At 59.9% G+C, this 18071-nt stretch carries 14 protein-coding genes; 10 read left to right on the top strand and 4 right to left on the bottom strand.

Translation table 11 applies throughout. The annotated features are described in order from the left end of the window. Positions 1–8: 8 nt before the first annotated feature. Both L1075_RS06595 and L1075_RS06590 read right to left on the bottom strand, forming a co-directional pair. Positions 9–974, bottom strand: a complete 966-nt coding sequence (locus L1075_RS06595; RefSeq protein WP_246894060.1) for a glycosyltransferase family 2 protein — start codon at positions 972–974, stop codon at positions 9–11. Positions 975–977: 3 nt separating this feature from the next. Beyond that, positions 978–3425 (bottom strand): glycosyltransferase, encoded by a 2448-nt coding sequence (locus L1075_RS06590; RefSeq protein WP_246940910.1) that lies wholly within the window; start codon positions 3423–3425, stop codon positions 978–980. A 367-nt stretch (positions 3426–3792) separates the two neighbouring features. Here L1075_RS06590 and L1075_RS06585 point away from each other — a divergent pair, with 367 nt between their 5' ends. The 7 genes from L1075_RS06585 to L1075_RS06555 all read left to right on the top strand — a co-directional run bounded on the left by L1075_RS06585 (position 3793) and on the right by L1075_RS06555 (position 13016). Next, entirely contained in the window at positions 3793–4623 is an 831-nt protein-coding gene (locus tag L1075_RS06585; RefSeq protein ID WP_281504093.1) for an ABC transporter permease, read from the top strand. After that, positions 4613–6058, top strand: coding sequence for an ABC transporter ATP-binding protein (locus L1075_RS06580; RefSeq protein WP_246940905.1), 1446 nt, complete (start codon positions 4613–4615; stop codon positions 6056–6058). Before L1075_RS06585 ends, L1075_RS06580 begins: the two co-directional genes overlap by 11 nt. Further along, the gene (locus tag L1075_RS06575; protein ID WP_246940902.1) at positions 6055–6987 is read left to right on the top strand and encodes a class I SAM-dependent methyltransferase; all 933 of its coding nucleotides are present in this window, start codon (positions 6055–6057) and stop codon (positions 6985–6987) included. Before L1075_RS06580 ends, L1075_RS06575 begins: the two co-directional genes overlap by 4 nt. Before the next feature lie 12 nt (positions 6988–6999). Next, entirely contained in the window at positions 7000–8103 is a 1104-nt protein-coding gene (locus tag L1075_RS06570; protein WP_246940899.1) for an acyltransferase family protein, read from the top strand. 548 nt (positions 8104–8651) lie between these two features. Next, positions 8652–10436, top strand: a complete 1785-nt coding sequence (locus tag L1075_RS06565) for a hypothetical protein (RefSeq protein WP_246940896.1) — start codon at positions 8652–8654, stop codon at positions 10434–10436. 207 nt (positions 10437–10643) lie between these two features. Further along, positions 10644–11759, top strand: a complete 1116-nt coding sequence (locus L1075_RS06560; RefSeq protein WP_246894067.1) for an acyltransferase family protein — start codon at positions 10644–10646, stop codon at positions 11757–11759. Between the two features lie 534 nt (positions 11760–12293). Beyond that, positions 12294–13016 (top strand): hypothetical protein, encoded by a 723-nt coding sequence (locus L1075_RS06555; RefSeq protein WP_246940893.1) that lies wholly within the window; start codon positions 12294–12296, stop codon positions 13014–13016. Between the two features lie 58 nt (positions 13017–13074). Here L1075_RS06555 and L1075_RS06550 read toward each other — a convergent pair whose 3' ends face one another. Both L1075_RS06550 and L1075_RS06545 read right to left on the bottom strand, forming a co-directional pair. After that, positions 13075–13698 carry a nucleotidyl transferase AbiEii/AbiGii toxin family protein gene (locus tag L1075_RS06550; RefSeq protein ID WP_246940890.1) on the bottom strand — a complete coding sequence of 208 codons (624 nt, stop codon included), beginning with the start codon at positions 13696–13698 and terminating at the stop codon, positions 13075–13077. Continuing rightward, positions 13695–14111, bottom strand: a complete 417-nt coding sequence (locus tag L1075_RS06545; protein ID WP_040242521.1) for a DUF6088 family protein — start codon at positions 14109–14111, stop codon at positions 13695–13697. The genes L1075_RS06550 and L1075_RS06545 overlap by 4 nt, the downstream gene beginning before the upstream one ends. Positions 14112–14484: 373 nt before the next feature. Between L1075_RS06545 and L1075_RS06540 the strand changes: the two genes are divergently transcribed. The 3 genes from L1075_RS06540 to L1075_RS06530 all read left to right on the top strand — a co-directional run bounded on the left by L1075_RS06540 (position 14485) and on the right by L1075_RS06530 (position 17925). Next, positions 14485–15246, top strand: a complete 762-nt coding sequence (locus L1075_RS06540) for a SapC family protein (protein WP_040242519.1) — start codon at positions 14485–14487, stop codon at positions 15244–15246. 83 nt (positions 15247–15329) lie between these two features. Beyond that, positions 15330–15842: an opioid growth factor receptor-related protein gene (locus L1075_RS06535; RefSeq protein WP_246940887.1), complete on the top strand. Its 513-nt coding sequence runs from the start codon at positions 15330–15332 to the stop codon at positions 15840–15842. A gap of 646 nt (positions 15843–16488) precedes the next feature. Continuing rightward, on the top strand, positions 16489–17925 hold the full coding sequence (locus L1075_RS06530; protein WP_246940884.1) for a hypothetical protein: 1437 nt from the start codon (positions 16489–16491) through the stop codon (positions 17923–17925). Positions 17926–18071: the final 146 nt, after the last annotated feature.

Below are 18071 nucleotides of genomic sequence, written 5' to 3'. Positions count from 1 at the left end.
GCGGGCCGCTAGCGCTCGATGGCCCAATAACCGCGATTCATGGAAAGGCGGCGCTTGAGGCGCAACGGTAGCGAGCGCTCGTGCCTTCCTAGCCGGTAGCCCAGATACTTGAGCGCGTTGCGGATGAACGCCCCGGGGATCGCCCACGGTGCATGACGCGCCAGATACCGCAGCTCCGATACCACGAAGCGCTGGCCCTCACGCTCGGCGTTACCCGTCATCTCGAGTATCCACCGTTCGCGGGCATGCAGCACCCCGATATCGAAATAGCGGCGAAACTCCTGGCCCCAGGAATAATTGTGCGAATGCTGCACGCACGCCTGGGCGCAATACGCCAGGTGCCACCCCGCCTGGAGCAACCGCGCGCCCGCCACCATGTCCTCGCTCAGGATCGCGCCGTGCGGGAACCCACCCGCATCGAGCAAGGCCTGGCGCCGGTAGGCGGCAAATGAATTGGACAAGAACGCCGCCTTGATGCCCCAGCGCGTCATGTCTGCCGGGGTGACGCGATGGTCACGGGCGGGATAGTTGAACAGCCGCGCGTGCGCGGCAATAGGGGAGGCATCGTGATGCGGCAACTGGCGTCCATAGGCCGCGCCCACGTTGGGGTCATCGAACGCCGCGAGCAAGCGGTCGATGGCCTCCGGCGAGGCCAGCAGCGCATCCTGGGTGAGAAACACCACGACCTCGCACTGCGCGAGTTGGTGCAGGGCCCAGTCCCGCGTGCCGCCATGATCGAAGTCCGCCCGTGCGATGACCTCGACGCGGCAACCGGCCTGCCTGGCCAAAGCCGCCGTGTCGTCGTCGGAGCTTGAGTCGACGACCAGCACGGGCACGTGGGCGAGGGTGGGGCGCGCCCGCGTCAACCATTCTTGCCACAAGGCACCCGCGTTGAGCGTCGGCACGCAGATCGCCACGGAGGCAGGCGTCTCGTCGCCTTCTGGTGAACGGGCAATATTGCCGTCAGGTTGCATCGCTCAGCCGGACTCGCGCAAAAGCAGTGTCTTGACCCGCCGTTGCAGGCGCGTCGGGATGAGCTTGACGATAGGCTGCAGAAAGGCCGACTGCCTCAGCCGGTACAGAACATCGACGAGTGTTTGTCGTGCCCGAGCGGACGAGTGTTCATGCAAGGGGTCTTGAAGCCGTAACGAGCCTGGCGAGGGCAGCGGCACGCTCGCATCGCGTTGACGGAACGCCGGTAAATACGCCCGCCGATAGAAGGCATCCGCAGACTCGGCGACGGGGCGGCTGGCGACATTGGGTTCGGGAGTAGACTCGGCTAAACGCGTGAACCAGTCGCACCAAGCGTCTGGCGTCGTGTCGTAAGGGAGTACCCAGGAATAGGGACGCCCACCGATGCGTTCGGGAATCGCCCCGAGATCCGTCGACACCACCGGAAGCCCCAGCGCCAGACATACGCTCAATGTATAGCTGTAGGTTTCCGGGCATTGAGAGGGAAACCACACCACGTGCGGCGACCATGCCGTGAGCAGCTCGGCAAGCTGGTCCTGCTCATAAGGCCCGGTGACGGAAAGCGTAGAACCGGTGCTCAGGTTGCGGTACGCGTAGCCGAAAAGGCGAAAGTGCAGCGGAGTATCTGCGCCTTGGGCTGCCTTGGCGACGTCCTCCAGCAGATCGGCGCCTTTTTCTTTCGACAACGCGCCGAGCACGGCGATGCGCAGGGGGTCTCCGTTCTCTCTCGCGGCCATGACCGGAGGACGTTGGCTGGCCGCGAGATTGTCCAGAGGCGAGACTGCCTGGATGGCAAGGTCCGGATAGTATTTGCGAAAACGCTCGGCGGTGTCCTGGCTCGGCGCGATGATATGACAGCTGCGAGATAGCCAGTCGCGATGGCGTGCGCGCCATTCCCGCGTCACCTGGTCCGTGTCGCTCGCTGATGTCGCCTGGGCCGAGGTCTCTACCGGAGGCTCGCGATAGCGTCCCTCCGCATCGGTCAACGTAATGCTGCGGCAGAGGGCATAATAGTCGTGCAGTGTCACCACCTGTGGCACGTCAAGGAGTGCGGGCAGCTGCGTGACCCAATCGTCATGCCCCAGAGTATGATGGAAATGCACCATCTGGACGCCCAGCGCCTGCAATGCCGACAATAACTGCGACTGCTCGTCTGGCAGGCGGAACCAAGTCTCAAAGCCTTCTGCGTTATCCAGCAAGCTCAGGCTGACGAAATGCTCGCGCGCCGGCTTGAGCGAGAGGAACTGGGCCTCGGCGGCGAAATGGTGGGCCAACTCCCGGCAATGCAGATCGACGCCGCCGCCCCGCTGATGGCTGACGAAAAGTACCAGCGGACGGGAGTCGCGGCGAATGCGGCTCATATCCACGATGCGCCTGGCTTCACGGGCCGGATCGCGGGCGATGAAGCGGTGAACGTGCGTATCGAAGTCCGGATGCAGCTCATGCAGTACCCGAAGGGCCTTGGCCATGCGCTCGTTGTTGCTGGCGCCGAAGCTGACGCTGCCCTTGTGCCAAGCGAAGACATCCAGCGCATGCACATTGCGCCAGCCGCTCTTGAGGGCGCGCATGCAGAAATCGTTTTCCTCGCCGTACCCTTTGCCGAAATGCGCCTCGTCGAACAATCCGATGGCGTCCAGGCAATCGCGCCGAATGTACATACAAAAGCCGATTCCCGTCGGGATGTCGACCGTCTGACCGGCATTCACCTCGGCGAACAGGCGGTCCAGGCGGGGTAGATCGTAACCGGGCGGTAACTCGTTATCCTCACAAAAACGCGGATAACTACAAATCGTTGCATTATTAGAGAAGGGGGTCACTGTGCCGGCTGGGTACTTGTTCTCCTGGTATGCCGCACGGGTCAGCCGGTCCAGCCAATCATTGGCGACTTCGGCATCGCTGTTGAGCAACACCACGTCGGCATTGGGAGATAGCGCCATGCCACGATTGACCGTCCCCACGAAGCCTAGGTTCTCCGGGTTCTCGAGCAGTAGCATGTCGTCATGCTCGGCGGCCGCCTCCCGCAGCCACTCGCTGACCTCCGGCTCGGGGCTGGCATCATTGATGACCACCAAGCGGTAGGGCTGGGTGGGCGTCGAGCGCCAGACACTCTCCAAGCACGCCTGGGTTTCCTCCAATCCTTTGTAGACCGGCACGATGACATCAATAGGCGCTTCCGGTTGGCTCCGGGTCGCCTGGGCCGGCGTGGTTAGTACCAGCGGGGAGGACGAGGCAGGACGCTTGAGCAGGGTGCGCAGACGACGCGCCTGGTCGCCGGCCTGACGCATGGGACGTGTCAGGCGCCAGGAGCGAGACCGATGAATGGCAGCCAACTCCCGAGACAAGGTGTCGCGTTCCTGTTCTAGCTGCTTGAGTTGCTGTTGGGTCGTATAAAGCTCGGCACGCATAACCTCCGTGTTACAGGTGTCCTGGGAGGCTGGCCGGGGGGGAGTCATGTCAACCACTTGTTGTCCTGAAAGTGTTGTTGCCTATCGTGATAGTCGAGTGTGATGAGCGCGAGAAAACTTGCCCTGCAATGATGGACCGGATACGTACCACGCTATCGGGGCCGAAGGCTTGGGATGGCGTCGGCGAGCGTGGCGAGAGAGCCACTGGCAAGCGAAAAAATGGGGTAACGTATCGCATGCATCGCACTGCGTCGAGCATCCGGTGCATCCTTGCCGGCCACTCGACCGCTGAATTGTGCCCCCCTCTCGTCTCATCTACAATCCCCTGCGCCCGTGCGACAAGCGAGAACTTGTCTCAGGTCTGGTTCCGACGCTTCAGGCGCGGCCCTCTGGATATTAGTATGTCAAGGATGCAATGAACCCACACTCACCTAATTCTGCCTCGCCCGTGCATCTCGCGCGTGTGGTGTGGCGGAACAAGTATCTGATACAAAAGATGATCTGGCGGGATATCGCAGGCCGCTACCGAGGCTCGCTCATGGGCCTGATGTGGTCTTTCTTGCACCCGCTGCTCATGCTCTTTGTTTATACGTTTGTATTTTCCGTCGTCTTCAAGGCGAAGTGGGACGTAGGCACCGGTGAATCCCGCACGGTCTTCGCCATCGTGTTGTTTGTAGGCCTGCTGATCCATGGGTTGTTGGGCGAAGTCCTCAACCGGTCGCCGAACACCGTCATCTCGCAAGTGAACTACGTGAAGAAAGTCGTCTTTCCTTTAGAACTGCTGCCCATCATTACCCTGGGCTCGGCGCTGTTCCATCTATTGATCAGCGTGCTGGTGTTGATACTGGCCATGCTGGCGCTTTCCGTCGAGCTGCATGCCACCATGCTCTTGTTCCCGCTCGTGTTGCTGCCGATGATCCCCCTGGCGCTGGGCTGCTCCTGGGGGCTGGCGGCGCTAGGCGTCTATGTGCGCGACATCGGCCAATTGATGGGTATCATCACTACCGTGCTGCTTTTCCTGTCGCCCATCTTTTTCCCTATCGACACACTACCGCCCGCTTATCATCCGCTGATCATGGCCAATCCATTGACGTTGATCATCGGTGAGTCCCGGGCCGTGCTGCTCTGGGGGCAGGCACCCGACTGGAGCGCCTTGGGCCTCTACCTGGTAGGCGCGACGCTATTCTGCTGGGCAGGGTTCGTCGCCTTCCAGAAAATGCGCAAGGGGTTCGCCGATGTGCTCTGATATCGCCATCCAGATCGAAGGCGTCACCAAGGACTACCACGTCTACAATGCGCCCGTGGATCGCCTCAAGCAGTCGATAATGCCCCGTCTTCAGCGCCTGGTGGGACGCCCCCAGCGGCGTTATTTCACTGAGTTCCGCGCGCTCGACAACGTTTCGCTCACCGTGCGGCGCGGACAGACAGTGGGGGTCATCGGCCGCAACGGCTCCGGTAAGTCAACACTCCTGCAAATCGTCTGTGGCACGCTCACGCCCTCTTCGGGCGAGGTGCGCACGCATGGCCGGGTGGCGGCGCTGCTGGAACTCGGGTCGGGCTTCAACCCCGAGTTCAGCGGCCGCGAGAACGTCTACCTCTATGCCGCCATCCTCGGGCTCAGTCAGGAAGAAGTCGACGCGCGCTACGCTGATATCCTCGCTTTTGCGGACATCGGCGACTTTATCGAGCAGCCGGTCAAGACCTATTCCAGCGGCATGATGGTGCGTCTGGCGTTTGCGGTGATCGCCCATGTCGACGCCGACATACTGATCATCGACGAAGCCCTCGCGGTGGGGGACGCCTTCTTCGTCCAGAAATGCATGCGCTTTTTACGCCGCTTCATGCAAAGCGGCACCGTCTTGTTCGTCAGCCACGACAGCGGCGCCATCACCAACCTGTGCAACCACGCCGTCTGGCTGGAACACGGCCAGGTCATGATGGAAGGGGAGCCCAAGCGCGTCACCGAAAGCTACCTGGAGGCGCAATACGAAGCCAACACCCCCGGTGGTGAGGCCGTGCGGCTGGAGTCCACCGAAGACGACGCCACGCCGGACGCGACGAGCGCGCCCGATGCCGCCGATGACCCCACCGTGCCCCCGGCGCCCGGTGAATCGCCGGCTCCCACGGCAGACGACGATTTCCACGACATGCGCCGCGACTTGCTGTTGAACTCAGCATGGCGCAATGACGTGCAGATAGCGCGCTTTGACCCCGAGACCGCCTCCTTCGGCGAGGGCGGTGGCTACATCGACGCCGTCACCCTGACCGACGAGCGCAACAAGCCACTCTCCTGGTGCGTGGGCGGGGAGGCCGTCTGCCTGCGCGTCAGCGCGCAGGCGAAACGCGCGTTGACCGGGCCCATCATCGGGTTCTTCGTCAAGGACCGCCTGGGCCAGACCCTGTTCGGCGATAACACCTTCCTGGGCACCGAGTCGTTCACCCTGGCGGCTGGCGAGCGTTGCGAAGCGACCTTCCAGTTTCGCCTTCCAATCCTGCCCATGGGTCAGTACAGCCTTTGCGTCGCGCTGGCCGAGGGCAGTCAGCACGATCATGTGCAGCACCATTGGTTGCACGATGCCCTGATCCTGACCTCCCATACCAGCTCGGTCGCGACCGGCCTGGTCGGCGTCCCCATGCGCCATATCGGCCTGCGGCCACTGACAAGGAATACCGCGACATGACTCAGCCCACCATGCCCATCGACCCCGATATCCTGATCGAGCCGCAACGTGTGGTGCAGCCCGCCAGTTGGGCGGGGCACGTGCCCTTCGGTGCCTGGCTGGTAGCCAAACACCGCCCGCGCATTCTCGTCGAGCTGGGCACTCACACGGGCTTTTCCTACGGGGCCTTCTGCCAGACCGTACAAACCAAGGGGCTGGACACGCGCTGTTACGCCGTAGACACCTGGGCCGGCGATGAACACGCCGGCTACTACGACGACAGCATCTTCGACGAATTCAGCACCTACCACGATAGCCGTTACACGAGCTTTTCGCGGCTGTTGCGCATGACCTTCGACGAGGCCCTCGACTATTTCGATGAGGGCAGTGTCGACCTGCTGCACATCGATGGCCTGCACACCTACGAGGCCGTCAAGCACGACTTCGAGAGCTGGTTGCCCAAGCTTTCCTCGCGCGCCATCGTGCTTTTCCATGACACCAACGTACGCGAGCGCGGCTTCGGTGTGTGGCGCTTGTGGGACGAACTCAGCGAGCATTACCCCAACCTGCGCTTCGACCACTCCAACGGCCTCGGCGTCCTGCTCGTGGGCAGCGAGATCGGTGAGGAGGTAATGGCCATGCAACGCCATTATCAAGCATCGCCGGAGCTGGTGCGTGGCATGTTCTCCCAGCTGGGCCAACGCATCGAGAATGAAAGCGCCTTGCGCCAGGCCGAGGCCACCTCGCTCAAGCGCCATGAGCTTCTCGAACACCGCGAAGCACTGATCGTCGAGCGCGATGCCGCACTGGCAGAGCGCGACCGCATTATCGAAGCGTACGAGCATGAACGTGACGACCTCAAACGTCAGCTCGGGCATATCGTCAACTCGCGCAGTTGGCGGGTGACGCAACCGCTGCGTCGCCTGGCGGCGCGGTGGCGGCGCGGCTGAGCCCAGGGCGTGATGCCACCGCGTTCCTCTAATCGTGGTCGCAACGCTGGACTGGACCTGGTCCGTGCGGTCGCCATCGGGCTCGTGCTCGTCGGGCATGGCACCTTGCTGTTTCCCCAGCTCCCGCGGATATGGAGCACCACAGTGCTCTACGTGGGAGGCTACTTCGGGGTGGAGCTCTTCTTCGTCCTCAGTGGCTTTCTGATCGGGGGGCTGTTGCTGCGCTTGTTCGAAAGGCACGGCTTTCGCCCCCATGCCCGAGATATCCTCGCCTTCTGGCAGCGGCGCTGGTGGCGCACCCTGCCCAATTACTACCTTTTCCTGCTGCTCAACCTCACCCTCTTCGGCGACTGGTTCGGCCCCCCCGCCTGGCAGTGGGGCCATTTTCTGTTCATGCAGAACCTGGCTTGGCCGCCCGGTGCCGTGATGCCGGAATCTTGGAGCCTGGCGGTGGAGGAGTGGTCGTACCTGCTGTTGCCCGTGGTGCTGTGGCTGGGCGTGCGCTGCCTGGGCGCACGCCCGAGGGCATTGCTGATCGCGCTATTGACGATACTAGCCCTCGCGCTGGTGGCGCGTTTCGGCGTCGTGTGGGCGTTCGACCCCAACTGGGACGCCGGCGTGCGCAAGGTCGTCGCGCTACGGCTGGACGCCGTGGCCTGGGGCGCGCTCATGGCCTACCTGATGCACTACCACGCCGCCCGCATGATCGCTCGTTGGCGGGTCTGGCTCGCGCTGGGTGCCATGTTCACGCTGAGCAACCTTCTCTGGCTGCTGGCGGGCGTCGGGCAGGGATTCGAGACGTTGGGGCATAAAACCCTGCTGTTCTCCACCACCGGCATGGGGCTGGCGCTGCTATTGCCGGCCAGCTACGTGTACCGCCCCCCGAGCGCCTGGCTGCAGGCGGGGGTGCGACACCTCAGCCTTGTGTCCTACTCGGTGTACCTGGTGCACTTTTCCCTGGTCATTCCCCTGCTGAGCGCCACGGGCCTGGCGCAACGCCTGCCCATGCCAGTGGCGGCCGCCCTCTACCTGGCGCTCGCCATCGGCATCGCGACCTTTGTCTATACCGTTTTCGAACGGCCCATGACTGCGCTGCGTGACCGGCAGGGCCGATAGGCCACGTCATGCCGTCCCACCTGTGTGCAATCGCACGTGTCGGATGCAGGTCGACGGATTTCACGCCGATGTCACGGGCGAATTTTCTTCCCGTACCCCCTTGTTTTTTTGTGTCTAATGTTTCTTTTTTTCTTTTCTGACGAGCGTTTTTGGGTAAGTGAATGCTAACTTGTTAACAAGAGTCGCGAGGTTTAAACCCCTGAATTGCGCTTGATAACCTGTTTTAACTAGCGCTTGCAAAGTGCGTCAGCGGGCTCTAGCATCCACGTGAGGTGAGAACAGTCAGGTATGTCGTGTGCTGTTAGCTACTGTCAGTTCAGGCAAATGACTGTTCCAAGTTCTCACCCAGGGGAACGGACCTAGTAAAGTGGTCAACACTAGGATCTTCCTTGTTAGGCACTTCTTGTCGATCTGCGCAGATCGGCAGGATCGAACCACAGTAGCGTCTGCGGGCGGCATTGCGCAGAAGGTTCGAAGCTGAACTGGATCCAATAGGCGGTGGCTTACCGCAAAGTGGCAACATTTGCATATGCAAGGAGAATGCCGAAATGGCTGATATTTCTTTCGACGCTAACTATTATTACGAACAAAAGCTCAATCAGCTGCAGGAGCAGGACAGCGAGCAGTACGCTGACTGGTCTGTCGCCGACGTCGCTTTGTCCTTCAACGAAAACGGCCTGACCGCTGAAGAGCACTATGAGCAGTACGGTGCCGCAGAAGGTCTGAACCCCAGCGCTGAATTCGACACTCAGGCATACCTGAGCGCCAAGCTGGGCCAGCTGCAGGAGCAGGACAGCGAGCAGTACGCTGACTGGACCGTCGAAGACGTCGCGCAGGCGTTCGCAGACAACGGCCTGAGCCCGCTGGAGCACTTCAACCAGTTCGGCCAGGACGAAGGCCTGGAAGCGACCCCGGCCGCAGCTTCAGACCTCACTGAAGCGCTGGAGACCCTGCAGACCGCAGAGAGCAATCTGGCCGATTTCCTCGAAGCTGGTGAATACGAAGACACTGACGCTGTGGATGCTGAGCTGACTACCGAGCAGGGTGAGCTGGATACTCACATTGCTACTCCTGGCGTTGCCGATTATAACGAGGACACGCTCAACGTTCTGAAGGCTAAGCTTCAGGATGCTCAGGATACCCTGGCTGAAAACAATGCCGCCGCTGACGAAGTCGAAGGTCTCTCCACTGCTATCAGTGCTTTGAAGACTGCTGAAGACGCCAACGTGGCTGCAGTCGAGGCACAAGGTGATGCTGATACTGCAGCGGAAGCTGAGATTGCCAAGTTCCAGGTGGCCAATGGCGACCTGACACTGACCGAAGATCTGGACAACACGCTTCCCGCTGAATACGACGCTGACGTCCCGGCTGACAATATTCTTGTTAGCGATGGCGCTGGTCAGGACCTGATCGAAGTGAATGAAGATGGTGATCTCGTCATTTCCGAAGGCGCCGAAGACTATGATGGCATCGATGCTCTGCTGACTTCTGTGCAGGATTATTCGAATGCCATAGCTGCAGCCAACACCACTAACACCAACCTCACCTCAGCTCTTGAGGAAGCCGTTGAACTGACTGCAGACGTGCAGGCAGACCTTGAAGCCGCGGCTGAAGCTCAGTCTGACGATGTGGCCGGTTTCGAAGCCGATGTGTCTGGCTTGATCGCTGGCGATGGGTCTATCGGCTTCTCTCAGTCAGTAACTTTCACTGCGGTTGATTCAGACGGTAATGTTGTTCAGGACGATGCTGATACTGATGCCACAACCGACGCTACTGTAGAAACAGTGGTAACCGATATTTTTGATGCCGAAGCAACCATCGAGACAATTGAAGGTATCGTTGAAGAGCGTGAAGAATTGATCGCTGATCGTGATGCAGCTCAAGAAGTTGTCGACCAGAAAGATGCTTTTGTAGAAGCGCGTGATGAAGCCGAAGCTAACCTGACCGACGATGAGGCCGATGGCGGCTTTGGCGTCAACCTGGTGGATCTAGGTGGAACAGGTACGGCCGAAGACGATCTGTTCATCTTCAGCGCTGGTGACGACACAAGTACTGACCAGTTCGGTGCGGCCGGCGAAGACCAGATCTATGTGGGCGACAGCTTCACTCGCGTTGATCTGGCTGCAGACGCCGACTTCACTGAGGAGCAGGGTGACGTGTCCACGATGGAAGTCTTCTTCCAGCAGGATGGTGCCGATGCCGTACTGACCTTCGAAGACAAGGCCTTTGCCGGTAATGGCTCTTCCGCCAGCGAAGACCTGACCGAAGTCACTCTGACCGGTGTCAACGTTGATGACCTAAGCCTCGATAGCGGCTATGTCAGCGTTGCCTAAGGTCTTCTGACCTGCACCCTTTGAGGGGGCTCCGGCTCCCTCATCGAGTGAACACCCCCGGCCTCGGTCGGGGGTTTTTCGTGTCCAGGGCCTAGAGGTGGGCGGGGCGGCGGAATCTGGCAGTTTCTCCCGAGCGCAAAATTATATAGAATCTCGCGATTAAGTCACTAAAGCCGGAATATTCCAGCCCTTCGCACCGGGGAAAGCATGCACCAATCTTACTGGGAACGAGACCAGGTAAACGAATTTATCCGCGTATTGCGTCCCGTCTTGGTACTTTTGATCTGCGCGGTCCATACTCCTTTCATTTTGGGCTACACGGCTAATGTAACCGCCCTTGATGCACCACAAATGCTTTTGAGCGTCTATACCAAGGACGTATTGGCGAGGAGTGCTGTTCCACTCCTTTCTGTTATATCCGGATATCTGGCTTTTTTTTCGTATAAAAAATATGGTTATCGACAATTTATAACGAAAAAAGTAAAGATTGTCCTTATTCCTTTTATCGTTACCAATATTGTTACGTTGATACTGTTCAAACTGGCGGAGGAATTTACAAATACTCCGGTTCCGGCCTTACAGGGAGTCGTCGGAATAATGTCCACACTGAAAGGCATATTCGGTATCGACCGCCTGCCGATCAATGGGCCGTTGTATTTTCTGCGCGACCTGTTCCTGATCTGCTGCTGCGTGACCGTCATCGATATGATTGCCCGGTGCCGCTTTGTGGTTATCTGCGTATGCGTGGCGCTTCTCTATTTAAACTTCCAAAACTCCGGATTGATCATGCGTTGGGGCGAACAGCCCATCGCCATCTTGTACCGAGTGGACATGGTGTTCTTCTTTTTGCTGGGCTATTTCTTTTCCGTACAAGGAATAAAACCAAGAAAGATCGATAATTATACCGCTTTCGTATCGGTCCTGTTTTACGGCTTGACGATGCTGAGTGTGGCAATCGCTATCTCGCTTATCAAGCCCGCTATGGCTAATTATCTGGAGTACCGGTGGAGTATCGGCTTTCTGGCGCTTTGCTTTTTACCAGCCTTCATGACACTGACACACATGTTTCGCGAGACCAGTGTATACCAACTGTTGCTGCGGCTCAGCCCCTATTCCTTCATGATGTTTCTCACACACCTCATATTTGCCGTGATCTTTACGGGAGCCGTCTCCAACCTTGACATCAACATCACACTGACCAGTGCGTTGCTCTGGCAGATCGTGTTTTTCGGTGTCTACCTCGCCGGTTGCATCGCCTTCGCTATCGCGGTGCGGAAGTCGCTCATCGCCGCCCGCCGCTTCTTGCCTTCTAAAGCCACATGAGCCCCGAACGGCTGCACGATGCGGTGGCGGCGATGCCTCCGCTGGAATGAGGCCGTTCACCACCGGCCCATCGCGGGCCGGTGTGTGGCACACTAGGCCCGCTCAACGAACCATAGATAAGGAGCGCTGGGGGCTTACCTGGCTGTTCATCAAGCAAGGCCAGTGGTTGGGGCATTATCGCCCGCAGTGGCTCACTATCTGGCCGTTCGCGGTGACGCAGGTCGGTGAGAAGAGTCTCGTCACGTTCGAGCGCGACAGCGGCCTGCTGGGCGCGGAAGAAGGCCAGCTCCGGGATGTAAAGGAACCAGGGAATAATCAGCGGCAAAGCTCATATCGTTCGGCGGATGCCAGGTCCTTCCCGCACACTCCTGGCCCGAGGGTCAAGGGCGTCGTCATGACTTCTCCTGTTTGTTGTGGGTGCTAACCGCCGTTAGCGCATTAATGGTTGGCAAGCCTGTAAGCCGGTGCCTGTTGCTACTAGCTAGAATGCTACCCCTTACTACTGGATGGCTAGAATACGAGAGGCTTGCCTGAATGAACCTGGGAACACGAAACCTTTCATGTGCCAGCGATGCCGTTATCAGCACGCTCAATGAGGTGTGCCTCGCTTACAAGGGCAGTAAGCTATCCGACGTTTTGTCGCTGATTCCCTACGCGGCACCTGTCAGTGCCTGGTTGACGGGGCACGCCACGGACATTCAGATACGGCGTATCGAGACACTACTGGTAGGGCTGGAAAAGCGCCTTGGCAGCCTGGAGTCCTTGGGCAAGGCGCGACTGGATGATGAGACCTTGCATGACCTGGTTCTCATGACTCTCGAAGCTTCGATCAAAGCGAGGGATCAACGCAAGATCGCTTGGTTGGCGAATGGTTTGGCACAGGGGGTTCGAGGCGATATCGACGTGGATGAAACGCAAGCGGCTATCGACATCATCGCCGGCTTGCAGGACGTGGATATCCATCTTCTTTTATCTACTGTTACGAGTGCCGAGGGCGTGGGCGATGCGAAACCCATGCGGGTTTTCCAGGTACCAGACATCCCAGACGTAGAGGAGCATGCCGATAAGGAGGTGCCGTCGGCGTCGCACTGGTTACCCGAGGTGCCCTTGCCCTTACTGCTGAATGCTGCCAGTCGGCTGCATGCCAGGGGATTGCTGAAGGATACCGCCATGGGCAAGCGGACCGGCAGCCCCCGGCCTTTATGGGCACCCAGCCATCTGGCGGACTGGCTAGTCGAGAACATAATGAGTGAATAATCACCACTGGCCCAGGCTAGGCCGCCTAAACAGCATAAAGCGCCGCAGGCGGCGGCTATTAAAGCAGCTGATGAGCCAGTTTGATAACCGTCTGCAAGGCCTCCTCCCAAGATGCAGTGGCCTCGTGATATACCAACGGACCGATAAAACGCTCGTATCGGGCTTGATGGATAGGATGGGTACGCAAGCATTCAAGGCCATGCAGAAGCTCGGCAATCGGGGCTGCAAGAAAGTACGCATATTGATTCCCGAACTGCGCCGCATCCGTTTGAATAACCTCACGGACCAAGATACGTAACGCCGCCACGTCATAACCGGACGAGGTCACCATGTGAAGGTCGTAGACGTGCCGGACCAGCGTCTCATCGTCTTTGCGGGAAGAGTCACGATTGACATGGGCAGTGCGGCGAAGCAACGCCACCAGCTTTTCACTGATCGTGGCATGCAAACTGATCACCGGAAAGGATGCCACCTCAGGGGGTAGTTCCCGGATATCGGCATACAGCGAACTCACCGGGAAGGCCACGGTGCCACCCGCAAACACCAGCTCAAATGTCTCCGAGCGAAGCCCCGAAAGAAGGCTCAGTAGCTGTACGGCATAGACATCCTTTTCCACGATAGCCGGGCTATCGATGCCCAACGCATCGGCCACATCAGGAAAGAACCCTGGTTCAATCCTCACGCCGAAGCACGCTCGATACCCAGGCGGTATCTCCCGTAGGCAATGCGGCGCTGGAACGGCCCTTTCACCTTGACCACCACACGCGCCGGGATCTGCGTGCTACCTGCCTGATAGGCTTTTTCCGCACTGGCCGGTTCCCACTGCACGCCCAGCCGGTTCAGTGCCTCCTTGGCGACTTGATCAAAGCCTCCCGGCGCTGCAAGCATTGGTTTGCCAGTGATGCGGTTCGGACGCGCCTTGGCGTACAGCCCCTGGCCGATCCGTACTAGCCGACCCTGAGTTTCCAGCTGCCGCAGCGACCGTCCGACCTGGTCGTAACCGCCCAGCGCCGCGAAGTCATCACGCAGAAACACTGTCCGGCGGCTTTTGCGGATCTTTTCGCGTATGCGGTATTCGAGGGTTTTCGTGCTCATACAACACCTCCAGCAGCCGAATAATGGCTTTAGATACTCTATATCCTGCGCCTTAGAAAGGCAAAAATACGACAACCTAGGCGTCACGTAAAAGTAAAAAATAGACTATTATTTAAATGGTTATATAAAAATTTAAAGCTTGTTTGATGCCGCGTGGATCGCATCGATTCAGCAGCGTCAGAGCCCGTGTGCCCCATCAACGGCACCGCCTCCAACGCGTCGAACAAGCGCTCCCGGCTCAGATAGGTATAACGGCTGCGCGATGCCGTGGCGGCGATTCCTCCGCTGCAATGAGGCCGTTCATCACCGGCCCATCGCGGGCCGGTGTGTGGCACACTAGGGCCGCTCAACGAACCACAGACAAGGAGTGCTCATGCCCAACCCGCTGGTCATCAGTCCCAAGGAGTGCTGGGGGCTTACCTGGCACCCACCCATTGATCTCAGCTTCGCCGCCGAGACGGTCCTTTTGCCGCTGCACGCGGGGGAAATGGCCAAGGCAGCCGCCAGCATGCCGCTGGCGTTGGTCAAGCAAGGCCGCGAGTGGCAATTGGTCGGCGTGTGTGGCCTGGAGCCGGGCCACAATCTGTTCATCAAGCAAGGCCAGTGGTTGGGGCATTATCGTCCGCAGTGGCTCGCCACCTGGCCGTTCGCGGTGGCGCAGGTCGGCGAGAAGAGTCTCGTCACCTTCGAGCGCGACAGCGGCCTGCTGGGCGACGAGGAGGGCGAGCCGTTCTTCGATGCCGAAGACCAGCCGAGCGGCCGCACCGCCGAGGTCATCGCTACGCTCAAGGCCAACCACGGCAAACGTCAGCGCACCCGCGACGCCCTCTCGGCCCTGCAGCGGGCAGGCGTGATCACGCCCTGGCCCGAAGCGCTCCAGAGCCAGTTGGGCATGTCTGTCCCCGGTCTGCACATGGTCGATGAGCGCGCCCTGGCCGAGCTGGACGACGAGGCCTTCCTGGCGTTGAGAAAGGCCCAGGCACTGCCAATTGCTTATGCCGTCAATCTGTCGCTTTCTCAATCGCACCTACTGACCCGGCTTGCCCGCGTGAACTCGGGCAAGGCGCCTGTCGAAGAAAACCTCGATAACTTCTTCGGCGACGATGAAGAACTGACCTTCGATTTCGATAGTTGAGGACCCCGCATGACCGCACGCGGCTGGATAACCTGCGGAAGACTACGAAGTGGTGGTATGCGAATGACGGGAAGGGCGGTGCAATGAGCGAGTCGGCAACGCCCTTGATCGCGTTTTATCGCGGCGAAGCCGGCGATCACAAGGGGCGCACCCTGGAAGATATCTGGGCGCTGTCGCCTTTCTGGCTGGAGCATACCCACGACTACGTCCAGTGGCTGTTTCCGATTCCCGAGGCGGGGCGTTTCAACGGCTTTGCGCCGCTGCTGGGCGAGGCCGACCGTACCGCCTTCGCCCAAGACGAGGCGTTGCGGGCCAATCAACGCCGCTCGCTGGATGTGATGCTGACGTTCTTCGGGCTGACGCGTCGGGCGCTCGTCATCGAGGCGTTGCCCGAGTTGAACATGCGCGAGCACATCTGGCTGAAGCGCGGCGGGCATAACCACCTGCGCATCTCGCGAATCATTCGCAGCCTGCACCTTTGCCAGCAGCCCGAGCTGGCGGCGGCCTTCCAGCAGGCGATGATCGAGATCGGTACCACCCAAGGCGTGGTGTCGGAGCAATCGATAGGTTACTGGCGGGCCGCCAACCATTCCTGAAGGTAGCTGTGCTATATCGCTGTGACGCCCTGTGCGGCGTTTATGCCGCGAGTGCACCTGCCTCGCGGCATGAAAACGGCCCTGATAAATGCGGCACAGGTCATCGCGAACAAGTTCGCTCCCACAAAGAGCCCCCCTGCCGATAGCTTGCCCTGATGGTTCTGTCCGTGTGGGAGGAATTGATTCCCGATAGCGGAGGCTTCGAGCCAACTGCATCGCGAATAAATTCGCTCCCACAGCACCTGCCGGTTAGCTTGTCCTGATGGTTCTGTCCGTGTGGGAGGGAACTTGTTCCCGATAGCGGAGGCTTCGAGCCAACTGCATCGCGAATAAATTCGCTCCCGCACCCCCTGCCGGTTAGCTTGTCCTGATGGTTCTGTCCGTGTGGGAGGGAACTTGTTCCCGATAGCGGAGGCTTCGAGCCAACTGCATCGCGAATAAATTCGCTCCCACAGCCCCTGCCGGTTAGCTTGTCCTTGTGGGAGGGAATCCAGGGCCTCGCTTGATGGGCCCGATAGGCCCGGCACGCCTTGATCGCTTGCTTGCGGCTGCGTTCTTGTGCTCCTGGCATGACTCAAGCAAGCGGCTTGTAGGCCGATAACATCATATACCGATGTTTTATCTGTGCATGATCCAGGAGCCCGTGATGTCATTGCGTTTCGATACGGCGTATTACCTTGAGCAAAATCCCGACGTCGCGGCTGCGGTGACGGCAGGCGCCATCCCTGGTGCCAAGTGGCATTACGAAACATATGGTGCGGCCGAGGGGCGCAATCCCAATGCGGTGTTCGACACCAGCGAATACCTGGAGGCGAACCCGGACGTAGCCGATGCCGTCGCTGCCGGTATCGTCGGGCCGTTCGCGCACTTCCTGGCGCATGGCGCAGCGGAGGGGCGTGCACCCAGTGCGGCGTATCAAGACGTGGCGACGGGGTTCGACGGAAGTGCCTATTTGGCCGCCAATCCGGATGTCGCCGAGGCCGTGGCCAGCGGGAGTTTGGCCAGCGGTTATGAGCATTGGATCAAGTTCGGCCAGTACGAGGCGTCTCGCGAGGCGGTATACAGCGATGGCAGCACCGCCATGCCGGCGCCAGCCCCCGGCGATGACGGGGTCGAGACAGTCGATGTCGTGGCCGGTGAGTTGCCGGTGGCAACGGTGGTGGCGTCGGTGGCTGCTGGGGCTGAGGTCGAGCCGGGGGCGACGTTCGCCGACATGACGATCGATGGCGATGCAGTGGTGCCCACGACATTGCCCGAGATCGAGACGTCTTTCGAGCTCGGCCTCGGAGATGGCGCGGATACCAGTGGCCTGACGCTGCTCGATCCGGCACGGCTAAACATCGAGGATGGGGCGACCGTCACCATGACATCGGCACAGTATCGCGCCTTCACGGATATCAACGCGGGTGTCGCGAATACCCCGGGGCATGAAACGGTCGTGTTTAGCGATGCCGGTCGGATCGACCTTGCCGATGAGTCGCATCTGCAGCACGGTGCCTATAACTATGTGGAGGAGTTCCGCCTGAGCGACGAAGGCAATACCTTCATCGCGCCGGACAACGGTTTCCTGATCACGGGGGGCGCGGGCGATGACCGCATCATCACGAGCGTTGGCGACCAGTGGGTGACGCCCGGCGAGGGTGACGATTGGGTCGATTTTTCCGCTGGTGAGACCGACATCGATATCTTGACGTACACCCTCGGTGCGGACGGCGACGATTCGCTGCTCGGGTTCGTGGCCGCGGGAGCGGATGGCAACGCCGCTGACGTTGGCCCCGGTGAGGATGCGTTGCGATTCAGCGGCGTCGAGGATGTCGCGGCCCTGGCCCTGCGGGTCGATGCGGTGCGCTTTGACGATAACGGCCCGCGGGCTTCCGCCTCGAAGGATGGCGGTATCGATATGGCGTTGGACTTCCAGAATGGGGGCTCGCTGACGTTCGTCGACTTTCTGGAGGCGGCGACCCTGGTCGAGGAGCCCCCACTCACTTCTGCCGTGCCCAGTGGAGAAAGCGTGGCGCTCACTGGCGTCAACGCAGATGACCTTTCCATGCTGTTCGGCGCTAGCCTCACGTTCGAGGCGTGAGGTGGTGGTCGTGGGGCCTTGGTGGTAAACAGGCGTTTACGTTGGTTCATCGCCGATCAGCGTGAAATGACAGGGCCCCACCATGCTTACCGCTATCGGGAATCAATTCCCTCCCACAAGGACAAGCCAACTGACAGGGGGCTGTG

The organism is Chromohalobacter beijerinckii, assembly GCF_023061185.1.
Lineage (GTDB): Bacteria > Pseudomonadota > Gammaproteobacteria > Pseudomonadales > Halomonadaceae > Chromohalobacter > Chromohalobacter beijerinckii.
Note: the sequence above shows the minus strand (reverse complement) of the source record. Positions and strands in the feature narration are given on the sequence as shown.

Excerpts from the sequence above, each read along its gene's own strand:
- L1075_RS06595 (WP_246894060.1), bottom strand. The coding sequence starts at position 974 with ATGCAACCTGACGGCAATATTGCCCGTTCACCAGAAGGCGACGAGACG.
- L1075_RS06590 (WP_246940910.1), bottom strand. The coding sequence starts at position 3,425 with ATGACTCCCCCCCGGCCAGCCTCCCAGGACACCTGTAACACGGAGGTT.
- L1075_RS06585 (WP_281504093.1), top strand. The coding sequence starts at position 3,793 with ATGAACCCACACTCACCTAATTCTGCCTCGCCCGTGCATCTCGCGCGT.
- L1075_RS06580 (WP_246940905.1), top strand. The coding sequence starts at position 4,613 with ATGTGCTCTGATATCGCCATCCAGATCGAAGGCGTCACCAAGGACTAC.
- L1075_RS06575 (WP_246940902.1), top strand. The coding sequence starts at position 6,055 with ATGACTCAGCCCACCATGCCCATCGACCCCGATATCCTGATCGAGCCG.
- L1075_RS06570 (WP_246940899.1), top strand. The coding sequence starts at position 7,000 with ATGCCACCGCGTTCCTCTAATCGTGGTCGCAACGCTGGACTGGACCTG.
- L1075_RS06565 (WP_246940896.1), top strand. The coding sequence starts at position 8,652 with ATGGCTGATATTTCTTTCGACGCTAACTATTATTACGAACAAAAGCTC.
- L1075_RS06560 (WP_246894067.1), top strand. The coding sequence starts at position 10,644 with ATGCACCAATCTTACTGGGAACGAGACCAGGTAAACGAATTTATCCGC.
- L1075_RS06555 (WP_246940893.1), top strand. The coding sequence starts at position 12,294 with ATGAACCTGGGAACACGAAACCTTTCATGTGCCAGCGATGCCGTTATC.
- L1075_RS06545 (WP_040242521.1), bottom strand. The coding sequence starts at position 14,111 with ATGAGCACGAAAACCCTCGAATACCGCATACGCGAAAAGATCCGCAAA.
- L1075_RS06540 (WP_040242519.1), top strand. The coding sequence starts at position 14,485 with ATGCCCAACCCGCTGGTCATCAGTCCCAAGGAGTGCTGGGGGCTTACC.
- L1075_RS06535 (WP_246940887.1), top strand. The coding sequence starts at position 15,330 with ATGAGCGAGTCGGCAACGCCCTTGATCGCGTTTTATCGCGGCGAAGCC.
- L1075_RS06530 (WP_246940884.1), top strand. The coding sequence starts at position 16,489 with ATGTCATTGCGTTTCGATACGGCGTATTACCTTGAGCAAAATCCCGAC.